Below are 17622 nucleotides of genomic sequence, written 5' to 3' on the forward strand. Positions count from 1 at the left end.
GGCAAGGCGGCGCAGCATCTCTTCAGGAGGTTAGCTGGCGATGGACATCAAGACGATCCGCGAGCAGGCATTCGCCATGCCGCTTACCAGTCCGGCCTTTCCGATGGGGCCATACCGCTTCATCCATCGGGAATTCTTCATCATCACCTACCGCACCGATCCGGCGCTGCTGCGCGCCGTGGTGCCGGAACCGCTGGAGATCGCCGACGCGGTGGTCAACTACGAGTTCATCCGCATGCCGGACTCCACCGGCTTCGGCGACTACACCGAGTCGGGCCAGGTGATTCCGGTCACCTACCAGGGCAAGCCCGGCACCTACACCCACGCGATGTACCTCGACGACCATCCGCCGCTGGCGGGCGGGCGCGAGCTGTGGGGGTTCCCGAAGAAGCTCGCCAGCCCCAAGCTGGAGACCCACACCGATACCCTGGTCGGCACGCTCGACTACGGCCCGGTGCGCGTGGCCACCGGCACCATGGGCTACAAGCACCACGAGCTGGACAAGGACGCGCTCGGCAAGTCGCTCGCCGCCACGCCCAATTACCTGCTCAAGGTCATTCCGCACGTGGACGGCAGCCCGCGCATCTGCGAGCTGGTCTGCTACTTCCTCCAGGACGTGCAGATGAAGGGCGCCTGGACCGGCCCGGCGGCGCTGTCGCTGTCGCCGCACGCGCTGGCGCCGGTGGCCGCCCTGCCGGTGCTGGAAGTGCTCGGCGCCAAGCACTTCGTGGCCGACCTCACGCTCGGCCTGGGCGAGGTGGTGTTCGACTACCTGGCCTGAGCGGCCCGCGCCCGCCGGCGCGGACGGCCCTGCCCGGGCCCGGCCGTCCGGCGCCCCGCTCTTTTCGACCTTCCGCGCGCCGCGGGCATCGCGCCCGCGGCGACCAACCCGCATCAACCACACACGAGGTGTCTTCATGAAGCTCCAGGGAAAAACCGCCATCGTCACCGGCGCCGCCAGCGGCATCGGCAAAGCCATCGCTGACCTGCTGGCCAAGGAAGGCGCGGCGGTAGCCATCGCCGACCTGAATCTCGAGGCCGCGCAGAAAGCCGCCGCCGACATCGAGGCCGCCGGCGGGCGCGCCATCGCCGTGGCGATGGACGTGACCAACGAGGATGCCGTCAACAACGCCACCGACGAGGTCGCCAAGGTCTTCGGCCATATCGACATCCTGGTCTCGAACGCCGGCATCCAGATCGTCAACCCGATCCAGAACTACGCCTTTTCCGACTGGAAGAAGATGCAGGCCATCCACGTGGACGGCGCCTTCCTCACCACCAAGGCGGCGCTCAAGTACATGTACAAGGACAAGCGCGGCGGTACCGTGATCTACATGGGCTCGGTCCACTCGCACGAAGCCTCGCCGCTGAAATCCGCCTACGTGGCCGCCAAGCACGCGCTGCTCGGGCTGGCGCGCGTGCTGGCCAAGGAAGGCGCGGAATACAACGTGCGCTCGCACGTGATCTGCCCGGGCTTCGTGCGCACGCCGCTGGTCGACAAGCAGATCCCCGAGCAGGCCAAGGAACTGGGCATCAGCGAGGAAGACGTGATCCGCCGCGTGATGCTGGGCGGTACCGTGGACGGCGTCTTCACCACCGTGGACGACGTGGCCCAGACCGCGCTGTTCCTGTGTGCGTTCCCGTCGGCGGCGCTGACCGGGCAGTCGTTCATCGTCAGCCACGGCTGGTACATGCAGTAAACGGGGGCTGCCGGCAGCGCGGCGGTGCCGCCTGCCGGCAGCCACAGGCACGACACCATCAAGGAGAAGCCGTGGCAGGCGCACGTCGGCAGAAGGTGAATACCATGACAGCGAAAGTCGAGAGAAACGGCGCACCCAGCAAAGCGGCGGCCGTGGTGGCCGATCCGGCGGCGCCCGCGGTAAAGCGCGCGGCCGCGAAGGCGAAGACAGCGAAGGAGCCGGAGCCGAATTACCTGCCCCCCGGCGGCTGCGCGCCACCCGATCTCGCGCCGCAGGGCGAGGGCAGCAAACGGGCGGTGCACCACCAGTACACGGTCAGGGCACTGGTGCTGCAGGGCGGCGGCGCGCTCGGCTCCTACCAGGCGGGCGTCTACCAGGGCCTGGCCGAAGCCGGCGTGCAGCCCAACTGGGTGGCGGGCATCTCCATCGGCGCGCTCAACGCCGCGGTGATCGCCGGCAACGCGCCCGAGCGCCGCGTCGAGCAACTGCGCGCCTTCTGGGAGTACATCTGCCGGCAGCCCTGGCTGCCCAACCTGCTGCCGTACGAAATGATTGCCGACAGCGCCACGCACTGGCCCGACCCCGTGCGCGCCTTCTTCGACAGCATCGAGGCGAGCCGCGCCATGCTCGAAGGCCAGCGCGGCTTCTTCCTGCCGCGCCCGTGGCCCACGCTGTTCGATCACCAGGGCGGCCCCGGCAGCGCCAGCTACTACGACACCTCGCCGCTCAAGGCCACGCTGGAGCGTTTCGCCGATTTCGACCGCATCAACCACCATCACAACGAGATGCGCGTGTCGGTGGGCGCGGTCAACGTGCGCACCGGCAACTTTGCCTATTTCGACAACACCCGCCGCAAGCTGTCCGCCGAGCATTTCATGGCCTCGGGCGCCTTGCCGCCAGGCTTTCCCGCGGTGGAGATCGACGGCGAGTTCTACTGGGACGGCGGCCTGGTCTCCAACACGCCGCTGTCCGAAGTGCTCACCGCCCAGCCCCGCCGCGACGCGCTGATCTTCCAGGTCGACCTGTGGAGCGCGCGCGGCAAGCTGCCGCACAACCTGCTGGACGTGGCCGAGCGCCAGAAGGACATCCAGTACTCCAGCCGCACCCGCACCATCACCGACTACATGGGCGAGCAGCAGAACTACCGCCGCATGCTCAGCGAAGTGATGGCGCTGGTGCCGCAGGCACAGCGCGACAACGACTGGTACCGCAAAGCCGCCGAATACGCCTGCGACGCGCGGCGCAACGTGATTCAGCTCATCTACCGGGACAAGACGTTCGAGGGCACCGCCAAGGATTACCAGTTCGGGTTACTGACCATGAACGAGCACTGGACTAGCGGGCTGGACGATATCCGGGAGACGTTGAAGCATCCGGAATGGCTGGCCATGCCTACGCATGAGAGGCCGTTCGTTACGCATGATATTCATCGGGGGAATGGGGGGAAGTGATTTTGGATTTGGGTGTGATTGGCTTAATCTGGCGCTTGTGAGAGAGTCTGCTTGTCTCTGTGGGCCTGGCGGCTTGGGCTTGGTAGCCCATTCGCGCACATGTAAGTGTCACTTTTCTTTTCTCGAAAAGAAAAGTAACCAAAAGAAAGCGATTCTTGCAGAAGGCTGGGCGCTCAGACTTTAAATCTGATTTGGGTTTCGTGGTGGGCGCGTTGGCTTCGATGAGACTGCTGACGCTACCGGTTTGCTCGCCTGCGGCGTCGCGGGTGGTGTTCGATTCGCGGTGAAGCTGCATGATGGCGTAGGCCCCGGTGGTTCAAGCTGCTGCCGCGACCGGAGCGGATGGGCACGTCATAGGCGCCGCGCCGGTTTCGTGGTGGGCACGGTGGCCCCATTGAACGTAGCCCCATACACCCGCGCCCCGGTCCACCACGCCCACCACGAAACCACGAGGTTGCTACGTCGTGGGGATCCGAGCCGGTAACGGCAGATGGCCGAACAAGCAGTGCGTCCGCCATCATAGGTCTGACTCCGAGACCACTGCCGCCAGCAAGATCGTGGTGGGCCGCATCGGTAACGGCAGGATGCCAGCAGAACCACGAACCCCACCACGAAACCACGAACAATAAGAAAATCCAACGTTTCTGCCTCTGCCGGCCAGGCAGTCCGCTTTCTTTGCCTACTTTCTTTTCGGAAAAAAGAAAGTAGGTCGCTCCGGGGGAGCGAAAGCCTTTGACTTTGATTTTAAGACTTTGACTTTGAAGTTTAATTAAATATAAATATCCAAAATAATTTTTTGAAGATATAAAATAAAAAATCAAACAACCTTCAATTTCCCTAATCCAGGATCCCCGGCCGGATAAACCGGCTTCAACCTGGAAAAAACATCAAACACAATCTCCGCCACCATCAAATTCCGATGCGTCTTCGAATCCGCCGGCACGATATACCATGGCGCCTCCGGCGTGCTGGTGGCGGCAATCGCCGCCTCGTAAGCCGTCATGTAGCTCTTCCAGTACTGCCGCTCCTCCAGGTCCCTGGGATCGAACTTCCAGTGTTTCTGCGGATCGGCCAGGCGCGCTTCCAGGCGGGATTTCTGTTCGTCCTTGGAAATATGCAGGAAGCACTTGACGATGGTGGTCCCGGTTTCCATCAGCAGGGTCTCGAAGGCGCGCAGCTGCTTGTAGCGCCGCTCGCATTCGTCTTCGTCGATCCACTCGTGCACGCGCGTGATCAGCACGTCTTCGTAGTGGCTGCGGTTGAATACCACGATCTCGCCGGCGCGCGGGACCTGGGCGTGGATGCGCCACAGGTAGTCGTGCGCGAGTTCTTCGGCGGTGGGGGATTTGAAGCTGACCACGCGGATGCCCAGCGGGTCGAAGCTGCGGAAGACGCCGCGCACGGTGCCGTCCTTGCCGCTGGTGTCCATGCCTTGCAGCACGATCAGCAGCTTGCGCTTGTGCTCGGCGTAGAAGATGTCCTGCTGCAGGTCGAGCTTGGTGCTCAGTTCGGCGATGCGGGCCTGGTCGGCGGCCTTGTCGCCGCTGGAGAGGGGCTTGGCGCCGGGGTTGAAATCGGCAAGGCGGAAGTTCTTGCCGGAGGTGATGCAGAAATCGGCGAGCGGCATTGGCACTCCATCGAGGGCGCGGCCTGTACCGGCCGCAGGCCTCTATGGTCAGCCCGGCAGCCGCTCCAGGTCAATGCTGCCTTCGAACACGGTGGTGGCGGGGCCGGTCATGCGCACCGGCTGGCCTTCGCCGTCCCAGGCGATGGTGAGGTCGCCGCCGTGGGTATGCACCACCACCGGCGAGTCCAGCAGGCCGCGGCGGATGCCGGCCACCACCGCCGCGCAGGCGCCCGTGCCGCAGGCCAGCGTCTCGCCGGCGCCGCGCTCGAACACGCGCAGGCGCACGGTGTGGCGTTGCAGCACCTGCATGAAGCCGGCGTTGACGCGGTTGGGGAAGCTGGCGTGATGCTCGATGATGGGGCCGTCCTGCAGCACCGGGAAGGCCTCGGTGTCGTCCACCACCTGCACCGCGTGCGGGTTGCCCATCGACACGGCGGAGATCCATGCCGTGCGGCCGTTGACCTCGAGGCCGTACAGCGTGTCGCGGCCTTCGGCGCGGGTGGGCAGGCCGTCGGGGCGGAACGGCACGCGGGCCGGCTCGAGCTCGGGCGCGCCCATGTCGACCGTGACCTGGCCGTCGTCCTGCAGCGTCAGCGTGATCACGCCGTTCATCACTTCCACGCGCACCGAGCGCTTGTCGGTCAGGCCGCGGTCGGTGACGAAGCGCACGAAGCAGCGCGCGCCGTTGCCGCAATGCTCGACCTCGCCGCCGTCGGCGTTGAAGATGCGGTAGCGGAAGTCGACATCGTCGCGGGTGGGCTTCTCGACCACCAGGATCTGGTCCGCGCCCACGCCGAAATGCCGGCTGGCGAGCGCGCGCCACTGCGCGGGCGTCAGGTTCAGGGTCTGGTTGATGCCGTCGAGCACGACGAAGTCGTTGCCGGCGCCATGCATCTTGGTGAACTGGAGTTTCATGGTGCGATTGTATGCCTTGCCGGGCGCGCATGCAGGGCGCGCCGCGGGCGGTGTCAGCGGCGTCGGTAGTGTCAGTAGATCTCGGGCTCGCCGGGCGGGCGGTGCTTGAAGCGCTTGTGCACCCAGTAATACTCGGCGATGCGCGGGCGGATGCAGTCTTCGAAGAAGGCGTTCATGCGCCGCGTGTCGTCGGTCACGCTGTCGCCGGGATAGTCTTCCCAGGCGGGCAGGACGTGCAGCACGTAGCCCTGATAGTCGGGCAGCATCTCGGTATAGATCGGCACCACCTTGGCGCCGGTCAGCCGCGCCAGGCGCGACACCGAGGTCAGCGTCAGGGCCTGCACGCCGAAGAAGGGCACGAACTCGGAATCGCGCTCGCCGAAATCCATGTCGGCGATCAGCTGGAGCGCCTCGCCCTTGCGCAGGCAGCGGATGATGTCGCGCGCGCTGTCGTTGCGGGCGATCATGTTGGCGCCGAAGCGCCCGCGCGCATGCTTGAGGAAGCCGTCGAACAGGTCGTTCTTCTGCTTGGTGTAGAGCGAGGCGCCCGAGCGGCCCACGTGGTCGCGCAGGTGGATGGTCAGGCGGATCGCGCCGGCTTCCACGCCGGACAGGTGCAGCGTGACCAGGATGTGCGGCTTGCCGTCGAGCGCCACCAGGTCGGCGTGGTCTTCGATGCGGACCCAGCGGCGCATCTGCTTCTCGCTGCCGGTCCAGAAGATGCCGCGCTCGGCAAAGCTGCGGAACACCGTGCGGAAGGTCTGGCGCGACAGCGCCCCGATCTCGGCCTCGCTGCGCTCCGGGAAGCTCAGGCGCAGGTTGGTCTGCACCACGCCGCGGCGGCTGCTCGGAAACAGGTAGAGCAGGCTGCCCAGCGCTTCGCCGAAGCGCGCCACCAGCGGATAGGGCAATTTGCCCAGCACGGTCAGCAGGGCAATGCCCAGCCAGGTAAAGATACGGCTCATCTGTTCTAGTTGGGAAGCGGCGCCGGTGCGGGAGGAGCCTCGGCGCCGCGCGGTTGCTTGTATCGGTTGTAGCCCCACAGGTACTGGGTGGGCGCGGCGGCGACCAGGTCTTCGATGGCCTGGTTCAGCACGGCGGCAGCGGCGGCAGGATCGGCCGGCAGCGGCTCCTCGATCACCTGCATATGGCCGCGGAAGCCGGCGCCGCGCGGCAGGCGCTCGGCGAAGATCGCCGCGATGGGCGAGCCGGTGTGCTGCTGCAGGCGCTGCACCAGGGTCATGGTGTAGGCGGGCCTGCCGAAGAACGGCGCCCACGCGCCTTCGCCGCCGGGCGGCACCTGGTCCGGCAGGATGCCGACGGCCTCGCCGCGCTTGAGCGCCTTGAGCAGCATGCGCACGCCGCGCGGCTCCGCCGGCGCCATCGCCAGATTATGGCGCGTGCGCATCTTCAGGATCCACGCGCGCAGCCAGGGCTGGTGCGGCGGCTTGTAGAGGGCGGTGACCGGATGCTTCAGCGCGAATGCCTGGGGCAGCACTTCGAAGCAGCCCAGGTGCGGCACCAGGATGATCAGCCCGCGGCCCTGCGCCATCAGGCGGTCCAGTTCCGGCCACAGCGGCCCGGCAAAGCCGTACATGCGCCCGGGCGGATTGCGGCGGCACCAGAAGTACGGCATTTCCAGGATCATGCGGCCGGTCGCGCGCGCGGCCTCGGCCAGCGTGGCCGCGTCCGCGCGCGGATAGGCCTGGCGCAGGTGGGCGGTCAGCCGGGTGCCGTAGCGTCCCGGCAGGCGCGCCGCCAGCAGGCCGAGCGTGCCGCCGGTGGCGTGCAGCCACGACAGCGGCAAGCGGGAAATCAGCCAGAACAACAGGGTCATCGGATCGCGCTCAGCGGCATGGTGGCCGGGTAAGTGATTTATGTTTTTGCCCGGCGGCGCCGTTATTGGGGCAATCGAAACGAGACGGGCGGGGTGTTTCCGGGCCTGTCTCGGTGCCTGCCCTGTCCGCGCCGCCGCCGCGGCCGGCAGTCCGGCCGCATCCGTCCGGCAATGGCCGCGGCAGCACCGCACAGGCAACCCCGGAGGCAGTGGGGGTTGCTGCACAGCGGCCGGCAGGCGCGTATAATAACGCGTATCGCCGAGTTAACTGACAACTTGCGGGGCGATACCGTTCTACCGGAACGGCGTGAAAATACCGCTAAAGCGTCGCCGCCCGGGCTGGATAGGTTGGCGCGCAATAGCCAACCTGGAGAAAAAGTTCGTGGCAAACGACTTCCTGTTCACTTCGGAATCCGTCTCCGAAGGCCATCCCGATAAGGTCGCTGACCAGATTTCCGACGCAGTCCTGGACGCCATCCTGTCCCAGGACAAGTACGCGCGCGTGGCGGCCGAGACGCTTTGCAACACCGGGCTGGTGGTCCTCGCCGGGGAAATCACCACGACCGCCAACGTCGACTACATCCAAGTCGCACGCGACACCATCAAGCGCATCGGCTACGACAACACCGACTACGGCATCGACTACAAGGGCTGCGCCGTGCTGGTCGCCTACGACAAGCAGTCGCCCGACATCGCCCAGGGCGTGGACCGCGCCTCCGACGACTACCTGAACCAGGGCGCCGGCGACCAGGGCCTGATGTTCGGCTACGCCTGCGACGAGACGCCGGAGCTGATGCCCTTCCCGATCTATTACTCGCACCGCCTGGTCGAGCGCCAGTCGCAGCTGCGCCGCGACGGCCGCCTGCCCTGGCTGCGCCCGGACGCCAAGTCCCAGGTGACCGTGCGCTACGTCGACGGCCGCCCGCACAGCGTGGACACCGTGGTGCTGTCGACCCAGCACGCGCCGGACATCAGCCAGGCGCAGATCCGCGAAGCCGTGATCGAGGAAATCATCAAGCCGGTGCTGCCGGCCGCGATGCTCAAGGACACCAAGTACCTGGTCAACCCGACCGGCCGCTTCGTCATTGGCGGCCCGCAGGGCGATTGCGGCCTGACCGGGCGCAAGATCATCGTCGACACCTACGGCGGCGCTTCGCCGCACGGTGGCGGCGCGTTCTCGGGCAAGGATCCGTCCAAGGTCGACCGCTCGGCCGCCTATGCCGCGCGCTACGTCGCCAAGAACGTGGTTGCCGCCGGCCTGGCGCGCCAGTGCCAGGTGCAGGTCAGCTACGCCATCGGCGTGGCCCGCCCGATCAACGTGACCGTGTACACGGAAGGCACCGGCAAGATCTCCGACGAGGCGATCGCCGCGCTGGTGCAGGAGCATTTCGACCTGCGCCCGAAGGGCATCGTGCAGATGCTGGACCTGCTGCGCCCGATCTACGAGAAGACCGCCGCCTACGGCCACTTCGGCCGCGAAGAGCCGGAGTTCTCGTGGGAAGCCACCGACAAGGCCGCCGCGCTGCGCGCCGCCGCCGGCCTGTAAGGCTCGCGCCCGCCGCCAGGAACGCCGCCTCCGGGCGGCGTTTTTTTTTGCGCCTGCGGCCTTTGTCGAAGATCAAGCGCGGCCCGGGCCGGGATGGCGCGCCGGGCCCGCGCGGGTAGAATCGCGGGATCGCGAGGCCGCACGGCAAGTAGCGCCTCGTTATCTCGCCGAAGCCCGCCGGAGCCTGCTGGAGTTCCGCCGGCGCCCGCATACCGAGGATGCCCATGTCACAAGATTCGACCCATTCGACGCTCGCGCCGGCCGCCTCCGGCCCGGCCGCCATGCCCGGCGCGGATGGCCCCGCCTTCAACCTGATCCGCACCCAGCCCTACACCGACTGGGCGCCGCAGGTCGATGCCGCCACCGCGGCCGGGCTGCGCCAGCAGCTCGAGCAGGGCGCGGTGCTGTACTTCCCGCAGCTGCATTTCAGATTCGAGCCCGGCGAGGAACGCTTTCTCGACAGCCGCTGGTCGGACGGCAAGTCCAAGAACATCAACCTGCGCGCCGGCGACCAGGCCGTGCGCGGCGCCCAGGGCGGCGAGCAGGACCTCAAGGACCTCTACCGCCTGATCCGCCGCTATGCCGAGTCCAGCGAAAAGCTGGTGCTGAGCCTGTTCCCGGAATATGGCCCGCACATGGTGCGCGCCGGCACTTCGCTGCGCCCGAGCGAAATCGCCGGCCGGCCGGTGAGCTGGCGCAAGGACGATACCCGCCTGCATGTGGATTCCTTCCCGTCCAACCCGTTGCTGGGCCAGCGCCTGCTGCGCGTGTTCCACAACATCGATCCGCAGGCGCCGCGCGTGTGGCGCGTGGGCGAGCCGTTCGGCGATTTCGCGCGCCGCTTCGTGCCGCAGACCAAGGGCATGTGGCCGGGCCAGGCGCGCCTGATGGAACTGCTGCGCATCACCAAGCGCCGCCGCTCGGAGTATGACCACCGCATGCTGCAGCTGCATGACCTCGCCAAGGCCGACCTGGCCTACCAGGCCAATGTGCCGCAGCAGGAATTCCAGTTCCCGCCGGGCTCCACCTGGATCGTGTTCAGCGACCAGGTATTGCACGCCGCCATGCGCGGGCGGGCCATGATGGAGCAGACCTACTATCTGTCGCCGAAGGCCATCAGCGATCACACGCACTCGCCGGAGGCGGTGCTGTCGCGCATGCTGGGCCGGCCGATGCTGGCGTCCTGAGGCGGCCCGGCCGCCTCAGCGCAGCAGCATCCGGATCATCGTCTCGAAGCGCCTGCCGTACGGCGGCTTCAGCAGCCCGGCGCCATTGAGCGCCGACTGCCGGAAGATCGGCTTGAGCTTGGAGAAGGTCTCGAACCCCGCCTTGCCGTGGTACGCGCCCATGCCGCTGGGCCCCACGCCGCCGAACGGCAGGTCTTCCTGGGCGATGTGCAGCAGCGTCTCGTTGATGCTGACGCCGCCCGCCACGGTCTGCGCCATCACGCGGCCGATCGCGCCGCGGTTGCGCTCGAACAGGTACAGCGCCAGCGGCCGCGGCCGCGCGTTGACGTAGGCGATCGCGTCTTCCAGCGAACGGTAGGTCACCAGCGGCAGCACCGGGCCGAAGATTTCCTCGCGCATCACGGTGGCGTCCTCGGGCACGTCCAGCAGCAGCACCGGCGCCAGCCGGCGGCGCTGCGGGTCCGATGCGGCCTGCGTCAGCGGCACCGCGCGCGCGCCCGCGCGCACGGCCTCGCCGACCAGGCCGTCGAGCCGGCCGAAATGGCGCGCGCTGATGATGGTGGTGTAGTCGGGATTGGCGCCCAGGTCCGGATAGAGCCGGCCGGCGCAGGCGCGCGCCGATTCGACGAAGTGATCGCGCATCGTCTCGGGCAGCAGCACGTAGTCGGGCGCGATGCAGGTCTGGCCGGCGTTGAGCAGCTTGCCGACCAGGATGCGCTCCACCGCCCGCTCCAGGTCGGCGCCGGGACCGAGGATGGCGGGCGACTTGCCGCCCAGCTCCAGCGTCACCGGCGTCAGGTTGTCGGCTGCCGCGCGCATCACATGGTGGCCGACCTGGGTCGAGCCGGTAAACAGCAGGTGGTCGAAGGGCAGGGCGGAGAAGGTGCTTGCCACCTGCGCGTCGCCGTTGACCACGGTGACCTCGTCGGCGGCGAAAGCCTGCTGCGCCAGCGTGGCGAACAGCGCGGCAAAGCGCGGCGTGTATTCGGAGAGCTTGACCATGGCGCGGTTGCCCGCGGCCAGCGCGCCCGCGAGCGGGCCGATGGTCAGGTACAGCGGGTAGTTCCACGGCACCACGATGCCGATCACGCCCAGCGGCTGCGGCATCAGGCGCGAGGTGGCGGGCCTGAACCAGATCCCCGTGCGCGCGCGCCGCACCCGCATCCAGCGCTTGCCGTGGCGCAGCGCGTCGTCGATGCCGGCCACGCTGGGGAAGATCTCCAGCAGCGCGGTCTCCTGGCGCGAGCGGTTGCCGAAATCCGCGCTGATGGCGGCGGCGATCTCGTCCCGGTGCTCCGTGACCAGGCGGCGCAGGCGGCGCAGGCGGTCGGCGCGCACGTCCCAGGCGGGCGCCTGGTCGCTGCGCGAAGCGGCGCGCATGGCGCCGAACACGGACGACATCTCGGGCACTTCTCTCATATCGCGTCTCCGGGGGCCGTGCGCTGCCCTTGGCGCGCATGGCGTTATCGATGTCCGCACCATATGCCATGCCGCTCCCTTTCACAATGGCGGCGCACCTCCAGGGCATGGCGCTTCAAACGTGCGTTCCAGCGGGCGCGCCGCGGCCCGCTTCCCGCCCGCGCGCATGCCTTTTCCCGGTGCGCCGGAGCGGCCTGGGCGGTCCCCGCGTCGTCCTTTTCACCCTCCCCGCAAAGCGCCTACACTGGTTTTCAGAGCGCAGCGGGGACCGCCGCGGCGGGCGCGGCAACGCCGGCGCGGCGGCCTCCGGCCACGCGGGGAGACAGATGGAAACCACCTTTGACTATCTCGTCGTCGGCGGCGGTTCGGCCGGCTGCGCCCTGGCCGGGCGCCTGGCCGAAAGCGGCAGCGACAGCGTGGCGGTGCTCGAGGCCGGCGGCCACGATCACCACGTGCTGGTCTCCACGCCGGCCGGCGTCGCCGCCCTGCTGCCGCGCGCCGGCAGCCGCAACTATGGCTACCGCACCGTGCCGCAGCCCGGCCTTGACGGGCGCCGCGGCTACCAGCCGCGCGGGCGCGGGCTGGGCGGCAGCTCGTCGCTCAACGCCATGATCTACACGCGCGGCCGCCCGTCCGACTACGACGGCTGGGCCGCGGCAGGCTGCGACGGCTGGGCCTGGGACGACGTCCTGCCGTATTTCCGCCGCGCCGAATGCAACGAACGCCTGGCCGGGCGCGACGACGATCCGCTGCACGGCGCCAGCGGCCCGCTCCACGTGTCGGACCTGCGCACGCCGAATCCTTTCGGGCAGCGTTTCATCGAGGCCGCGCAGCAGGCCGGCTACCGCCGCAACGACGATTTCAACGGCTTGGAGCAGGAAGGGGCCGGCTGGTACCAGGTGACCCAGCATGGCGGCGAGCGCTGGAACGCCGCGCGCGCCTACCTGCACCGCGGCGACGGCAGCGGCGAGAGCCGCGCCAACCTGCACGTGGTGACCGGCGCGCAGGTGCTGCGCATCGAATTCGAAGGCCGCCACGCGGTGGGCGTGACGGTGCGGCTGGACGGGCGCGAGCTACTGCTGCGCGCGCGCCGCGAGGTGATCGTCTCGGCCGGCGCGTTCGGCTCGCCGCAGTTGCTGATGGTGTCGGGCGTGGGCCCGGGCGCGCAGCTGCGCGAACTGGGCATCCCGGTGGTGCATCACCTGCCGGGCGTGGGCGCGAACCTGCAGGACCATATCGACGTCGTGCTGCACAAGCGCGTGGCGGCGTCGGAGCTGTTCGGCGTGTCGGTGGGCGGCGCCTTGCGCCTGCTGGCCGAGATGCTGCGCTACCGGCGCGACCGCACCGGCATGCTGACCTCCAACTTCGCCGAGGCCGGCGCTTTCCTCAAGAGCCGGCCCGAGCTGGACGAGCCGGACCTGCAGCTGCATTTCGTGGTCGGCATGGCCGACGACCACATGCGCCGCCTGCGCTTCGGCCATGGCTATTCGTGTCACGTGTGCGTGCTGCGCCCGCGCAGCCGCGGCGAAGTCAGGCTGGCCTCGCCCGACATCCGCGAGGCTCCGCTGATCGACCCGCGCTTCCTGTCCGACCCGCGCGACCTCGACGACCTCGTGGCGGGCGTGCGCATCGTGCGCCGCATCCTGGCCCAGCCGCAACTGGCGGCGTTCGGCGGCAAGGAACTCTATTCCGCGCACCTGCAGGCCGACGGCAGCGACGATGCCGCCATCCGCGCCATGATCCGCGAGCGTGCCGACACTATCTACCATCCGGCCGGCACCTGCCGCATGGGCATGGACGAAGGTGCGGTGGTCGACCCGCAACTGCGCGTGCGCGGCGTGGAGGGCCTGCGCGTGGTGGACGCGTCGATCATGCCGGCGCTGGTCGGCGGCAACACCAATGCGCCGTCCGTCATGATCGGCGAGCGCGCGCACGACCTGATCCGCCACGGCCCGCGCGTGGTGCTGCGCCTGGCCGAGATACTGGCGGTGTAGCCGGCCCCGCGAATGCTGAGTGTCGTCTCCCCCCTCCCGCCAGCGGGAGAGGAGAGCGAATCTTCGGCGCGCCGAGCGATAGCGCCGCGCCGTTCAGGCCCCGGCCAGCCGGAACGTCGAGACCGTGTCGCGCAGCTTGCCGGCCTGGTCGTCCAGCGACTGCGCCGCGGCGGCGGCCTGTTCCACCAGCGCCGCGTTCTGCTGCGTGACCTGGTCCATCTGGCCGACCGCCTGGTTGACCTGCTCGATCCCCGCGCTCTGCTCGTCCGACGCGGCGGCGATCTCGCCGATGATGTCGGACACGCGCTTCACGGCCTGCCGCACGTCGTCCATGGTCTTGCCGGCGTCCTGTGCCTGCGTGGAGCCGGCGCGCACGGTGCCGGCCGATTCGTCGATCAGGTCCTTGATTTCGCGGGCCGCGCTGGACGAGCGCTGCGCCAGGCTGCGCACCTCGCCCGCCACCACCGCGAAGCCGCGGCCCTGCTCGCCCGCGCGCGCGGCCTCCACCGCCGCGTTGAGCGCCAGGATATTGGTCTGGAACGCGATGCCCTCGATCAGGCTGGTGATTTCGGCGATGCGGCCGGAGCTGGCCGCGATCGCGCCCATGGTCTGCACCACCTGCTGCACGGCGTGGCTGCCCTGTTCGGCCACGCTGGCCGCGTCGCCGGCCAGGCCGCTGGCCTGGCGCGCGTTGTCGGCGTTCTGCCGCACGGTGGTGGTGAGCTGCTCCATGCTCGAGGCGGTTTCCTCCAGCGAGGCGGCCTGCTGCTCGGTGCGCGCCGACAGGTCGGTATTGCCCGCCGCGATCTGGCGCGCGGCCACGCCCACCGACTCGGTCGACTCGCGCACCTCGCGCATGGCGCCGCCGACCCGCCCGAGCAGGCGGTTGAAGGCGGCCGCGGTGCGCCCGATCTCGTCCATGCGCCCGACTGGTGCGCGGCGCTCCAGGTCGAGGCTGTCGCTGACGTATTCCAGGGTCTGTTCGATCTCGGCCAGGCTGCCGCGGATGCGGCGGTACAGGGTCGCCGCCAGCACGGCCGTGACCAGCACGGCCACCGCGATCAGGGCGGAGAACACCTGGACCGCGGTGCGGTAGTGCGCGCGGTTGTCCACCACGGCCTGCTCGCCCAGGTCGCTGTTGTAGGCGATATGCGCGTCGAGCGCCTTGCGCAGGGCGAGCGAAGCCTGGTGCAGCTCGCCGGACACCAGCATGTCGTGGACGGCCTGGTAGTCGTTGGCCTGGGATTTCTCCAGCAGCGCGGGCCGGGCGTCGCGGTAGCGCTTGAAGGCGGCGCGGTCTGCCTCGAGCAGCTTGCGGTCGGTGTCGTCGCTGATGTCGTCGCGCGCGTACCTGGCGGCGGTGGCTTCGAACCTTTCGTCGGCCCGCGCCAGCGCTTCCTCGTTCTCCGTCTTTGCCTTGAGGTCGTCGCTCATGGCGTGCTGGTACAGCGAGATGCGCATGGCATTCACGGTGTCCTTGAGGTCGCCGAGCGTGCGCACGCTGCCCAGCGTGTTGTCGTTGAAGTATTCGAAGCGCTGTTCGGACTGGCGGAGCTGCCAGATGCCGCCGAGGCCCACTACCAGCAGGGCGGCCACGGCCAGGGAAAGGGAAAGCAGCAGGCGTTGGCTGATGTTCATGTCGGGATCGGGAAATTCCCGCCGGGGGCGGGGCATGCCACTAAATCGAGAAAGGTGACCGGAAGGCACTTTCAAAGCGAAATGCGTGCCATGCGGGCATGATCTCGGGGATGGCATGTTTACGGCAGGCATCCCGGCACCTGTAGCGGCGCCGGGAGAATATTTCCCCAGCTTTTCCCCGAAGTGGCGGACCGGACAGCGGAAGGCGAAACTCAGGCCGGCCAGGCGCGCGCCGCCACGCGCGCCAGCGACGCCGCGTCACCTTCCAGCGTGCCGAACACCCGGCCGTGCTGGCGCCCGAGGCGGCTTGCGACGAAGCGCCCGGCGTCCTCGGCGTCGGCATGCCCGAGCATCAGCGCCGCCTGCGCCGTCAGTACCAGGCCCTGCGCAAAACGGCGCGCGCCGGCCTCGAGGTGCTCGGGCGCGTCGCGCAGCATCGCCTGCAGCGAGGCCAGCTCGGCGCGCACCGCGGGATGCCCGCCGGCGCGCTGCGCCAGGTCCTGCAGCAGCCGGGCGCCGTCCTCCGGGTTGCGCTGCAGCGCGCGCAGCACGTCCAGGCACATGATGTTGCCCGAGCCTTCCCAGATCGAGTTGACCGGGGCCTCCCGATACAGCCGCGCCATCGGCCCTTCCTCCACGTAGCCGTTGCCGCCCCACACCTCCATCGCCTCGCCGGTGACCTCGATGGCGCGCTTGCAGATCCAGAACTTGGCCGCCGGCGTGACGATGCGCTTCCAGGCGGCCGCCAGCGGGTCGGCGTCGGCGCGCTCGAAGGCATGCGCCAGCTCCATCATCAGCAGCGTCGCGCCCTGGCTTTCCAGCGCCAGGTCGGCCAGCACGTTGCGCATCAGCGGCTGCTCCGCCAGCAGGTGGCCGAAGGCCATGCGGTGGCGCGCGTGGTGGAGCGCCTGCACCAGCGCGGCGCGGATGATGGCGGCGCTGCCGATCACGCAGTCGAGCCGGGTATGGGTGGCCATCTCGATGATGGTCGGGATGCCGCGGCCCTCCTCGCCGACCAGGATGCCGGTGGCGCCGCGGAACTCCACCTCGCTGCTGGCGTTGGAGCGGTTGCCCAGCTTGTCCTTGAGGCGCTGGATCTGCACCGGGTTCTTGCTGCCGTCGTCGCGAAAGCGCGGCACGAAGAAGCACGACAGCGGCCCGTCCTCGGCGCCCATGCGCGCCACCACCAGGTGCGCGTCGCACATCGGCGCGGAGAAGAACCACTTGTGCCCGGTCAGCTCGTACTCGGCGCCGCGCCCCTCGCCGCGCACGGCGCGCGCCACCGTGGTGTTGCTGCGCACGTCCGAGCCGCCCTGCTTCTCCGTCATGCCCATGCCGATCATGACCGCGCGCTTGTCGCGCCACGGCAGGTCGCGCGCGTCGTGCTCGGCGGCGAACAGCTTCGGCCCCAGCTCGGCGAACAGCGCCGGCTCCTTCTGCAGCACCGGGATGCAGGCGAAGGTCATGGTCGGCGGGCACAGCGAGCCCGATTCGGCCTGTGCCTGCAGGTAATAGCCCGCCGCGCGCGCCACCCAGGCGCCCTCGCGCGGCTGCGCGAACGGCAGCGCCTGCAATTGCTGGCCGCGCAGCAGGCCCAGCAGCTCGTGCCACGCGGCGGGGAACGCCACTTCGTCGATGCGCTCGCCGGTGCGGCTGTGCGTGTGCAGCTCCGGCGAGTGGCGGTTCGCCTCGGCCGCCCAGCGCTGCACGTCGGCCTGCCCCAGGCGCGCGCCGAACGCGTCGAGCGCGCCGGCATGCCAGCTGCCGCCCAGGCGCTCCAGCGCCGCGCGCAGGGCCGGATCGCCGGCGAACAGGTTGTAGCCGGCAAGGTCCGGCACCTGGTTGAACACGCGATGGGTGGCGGCTTCGGTCATGCGGTCTCCTGGAATGTGCGTGGTGTCGTCTTGTTTTGTCTTGTTTCCTGCATGGTAGAGCAAGGCGCGCGTTATGTGACGGCGGGGCAGGGCCGGCCGGTGTGGTGCCCGGGCCCCACGGCGCCCCGCCGCGTCTTGCCGCGCTGCAGCAAGCGCCGGCCCTGACTCGCGCGCACGGCTGTCCAGATTGAAACAAGGGTGGTCAAGCCCTGGCCCTTGTGCTTAAATTCACCCCGTTGGATGAAACAGGGGTGCCGTACGGATGGGCCGTGCGGCTGAGAGAGTCCCTTCGAACCCGATCCGGCTAGTACCGGCGTGGGAAGTTTCATGACTACCGAACAGCTCCTGCCTCCAGCGAGGCACATGACCCGGCCATCGCGCCCCGTCCATGCTCAGGGCTCCTGGTTTCGTCCATCCCCGCAAGAGAGAGGACG

At 68.8% G+C, this 17622-nt stretch carries 13 protein-coding genes and 1 riboswitch; of the genes, 6 read left to right on the top strand and 7 right to left on the bottom strand.

The annotated features are described in order from the left end of the window. Positions 1-40 precede the first annotated feature (40 nt). The 3 genes from ACKI2N_RS01460 to ACKI2N_RS01470 all read left to right on the top strand — a co-directional run bounded on the left by ACKI2N_RS01460 (position 41) and on the right by ACKI2N_RS01470 (position 3151). Positions 41-781, top strand: coding sequence for an acetoacetate decarboxylase (locus ACKI2N_RS01460; protein WP_420994015.1), 741 nt, complete (start codon positions 41-43; stop codon positions 779-781). A gap of 136 nt (positions 782-917) precedes the next feature. Then, positions 918-1700, top strand: coding sequence for a 3-hydroxybutyrate dehydrogenase (locus ACKI2N_RS01465; protein ID WP_420994016.1), 783 nt, complete (start codon positions 918-920; stop codon positions 1698-1700). A 104-nt stretch (positions 1701-1804) separates the two neighbouring features. Further along, complete coding sequence (locus tag ACKI2N_RS01470; protein WP_420994017.1) at positions 1805-3151, top strand: DUF3734 domain-containing protein; 1347 nt, start codon at positions 1805-1807, stop codon at positions 3149-3151. An 817-nt stretch (positions 3152-3968) separates the two neighbouring features. Here the strand turns inward: ACKI2N_RS01470 and ACKI2N_RS01475 are convergent. From ACKI2N_RS01475 to ACKI2N_RS01490, 4 genes are all read right to left on the bottom strand, one after another. Beyond that, on the bottom strand, positions 3969-4778 hold the full coding sequence (locus ACKI2N_RS01475) for a polyphosphate kinase 2 family protein (protein ID WP_420994018.1): 810 nt from the start codon (positions 4776-4778) through the stop codon (positions 3969-3971). A gap of 48 nt (positions 4779-4826) precedes the next feature. Beyond that, positions 4827-5693 carry a diaminopimelate epimerase gene (dapF, locus tag ACKI2N_RS01480; RefSeq protein ID WP_420994019.1) on the bottom strand — a complete coding sequence of 289 codons (867 nt, stop codon included), beginning with the start codon at positions 5691-5693 and terminating at the stop codon, positions 4827-4829. A gap of 71 nt (positions 5694-5764) precedes the next feature. Continuing rightward, the gene (locus ACKI2N_RS01485; RefSeq protein ID WP_420994020.1) at positions 5765-6658 is read right to left on the bottom strand and encodes a lipid A biosynthesis lauroyl acyltransferase; all 894 of its coding nucleotides are present in this window, start codon (positions 6656-6658) and stop codon (positions 5765-5767) included. Positions 6659-6663: 5 nt separating this feature from the next. After that, entirely contained in the window at positions 6664-7530 is an 867-nt protein-coding gene (locus ACKI2N_RS01490; RefSeq protein ID WP_420994021.1) for a lysophospholipid acyltransferase family protein, read from the bottom strand. A 382-nt stretch (positions 7531-7912) separates the two neighbouring features. Here ACKI2N_RS01490 and metK point away from each other — a divergent pair, with 382 nt between their 5' ends. Both metK and ACKI2N_RS01500 read left to right on the top strand, forming a co-directional pair. Next, positions 7913-9076, top strand: a complete 1164-nt coding sequence (gene metK / locus ACKI2N_RS01495) for a methionine adenosyltransferase (protein WP_020205933.1) — start codon at positions 7913-7915, stop codon at positions 9074-9076. Between the two features lie 281 nt (positions 9077-9357). Then, positions 9358-10263, top strand: a complete 906-nt coding sequence (locus ACKI2N_RS01500) for a Kdo hydroxylase family protein (RefSeq protein WP_420994135.1) — start codon at positions 9358-9360, stop codon at positions 10261-10263. Positions 10264-10278: 15 nt separating this feature from the next. Here the strand turns inward: ACKI2N_RS01500 and ACKI2N_RS01505 are convergent, their stop codons facing one another. Next, positions 10279-11682 carry a coniferyl aldehyde dehydrogenase gene (locus ACKI2N_RS01505; protein WP_420994022.1) on the bottom strand — a complete coding sequence of 468 codons (1404 nt, stop codon included), beginning with the start codon at positions 11680-11682 and terminating at the stop codon, positions 10279-10281. Positions 11683-12008: 326 nt separating this feature from the next. Between ACKI2N_RS01505 and ACKI2N_RS01510 the strand changes: the two genes are divergently transcribed. Beyond that, positions 12009-13676, top strand: a complete 1668-nt coding sequence (locus tag ACKI2N_RS01510) for a GMC family oxidoreductase (RefSeq protein WP_420994023.1) — start codon at positions 12009-12011, stop codon at positions 13674-13676. A 93-nt stretch (positions 13677-13769) separates the two neighbouring features. On the opposite strand, the gene ACKI2N_RS01515 is transcribed toward ACKI2N_RS01510, so the two are convergent. Continuing rightward, the gene (locus tag ACKI2N_RS01515) at positions 13770-15314 is read right to left on the bottom strand and encodes a methyl-accepting chemotaxis protein (RefSeq protein WP_420994024.1); all 1545 of its coding nucleotides are present in this window, start codon (positions 15312-15314) and stop codon (positions 13770-13772) included. Positions 15315-15526: 212 nt separating this feature from the next. Next, positions 15527-17188 (bottom strand): acyl-CoA dehydrogenase family protein, encoded by a 1662-nt coding sequence (locus ACKI2N_RS01520; protein WP_420994025.1) that lies wholly within the window; start codon positions 17186-17188, stop codon positions 15527-15529. Between the two features lie 237 nt (positions 17189-17425). Next, positions 17426-17527: riboswitch (TPP riboswitch) on the top strand. Positions 17528-17622: the final 95 nt, after the last annotated feature.

Origin of the sequence: Cupriavidus sp. 30B13 (genome assembly GCF_049059565.2) — a bacterium.
In the GTDB taxonomy this organism is placed as follows: Bacteria; Pseudomonadota; Gammaproteobacteria; order Burkholderiales; family Burkholderiaceae; genus Cupriavidus.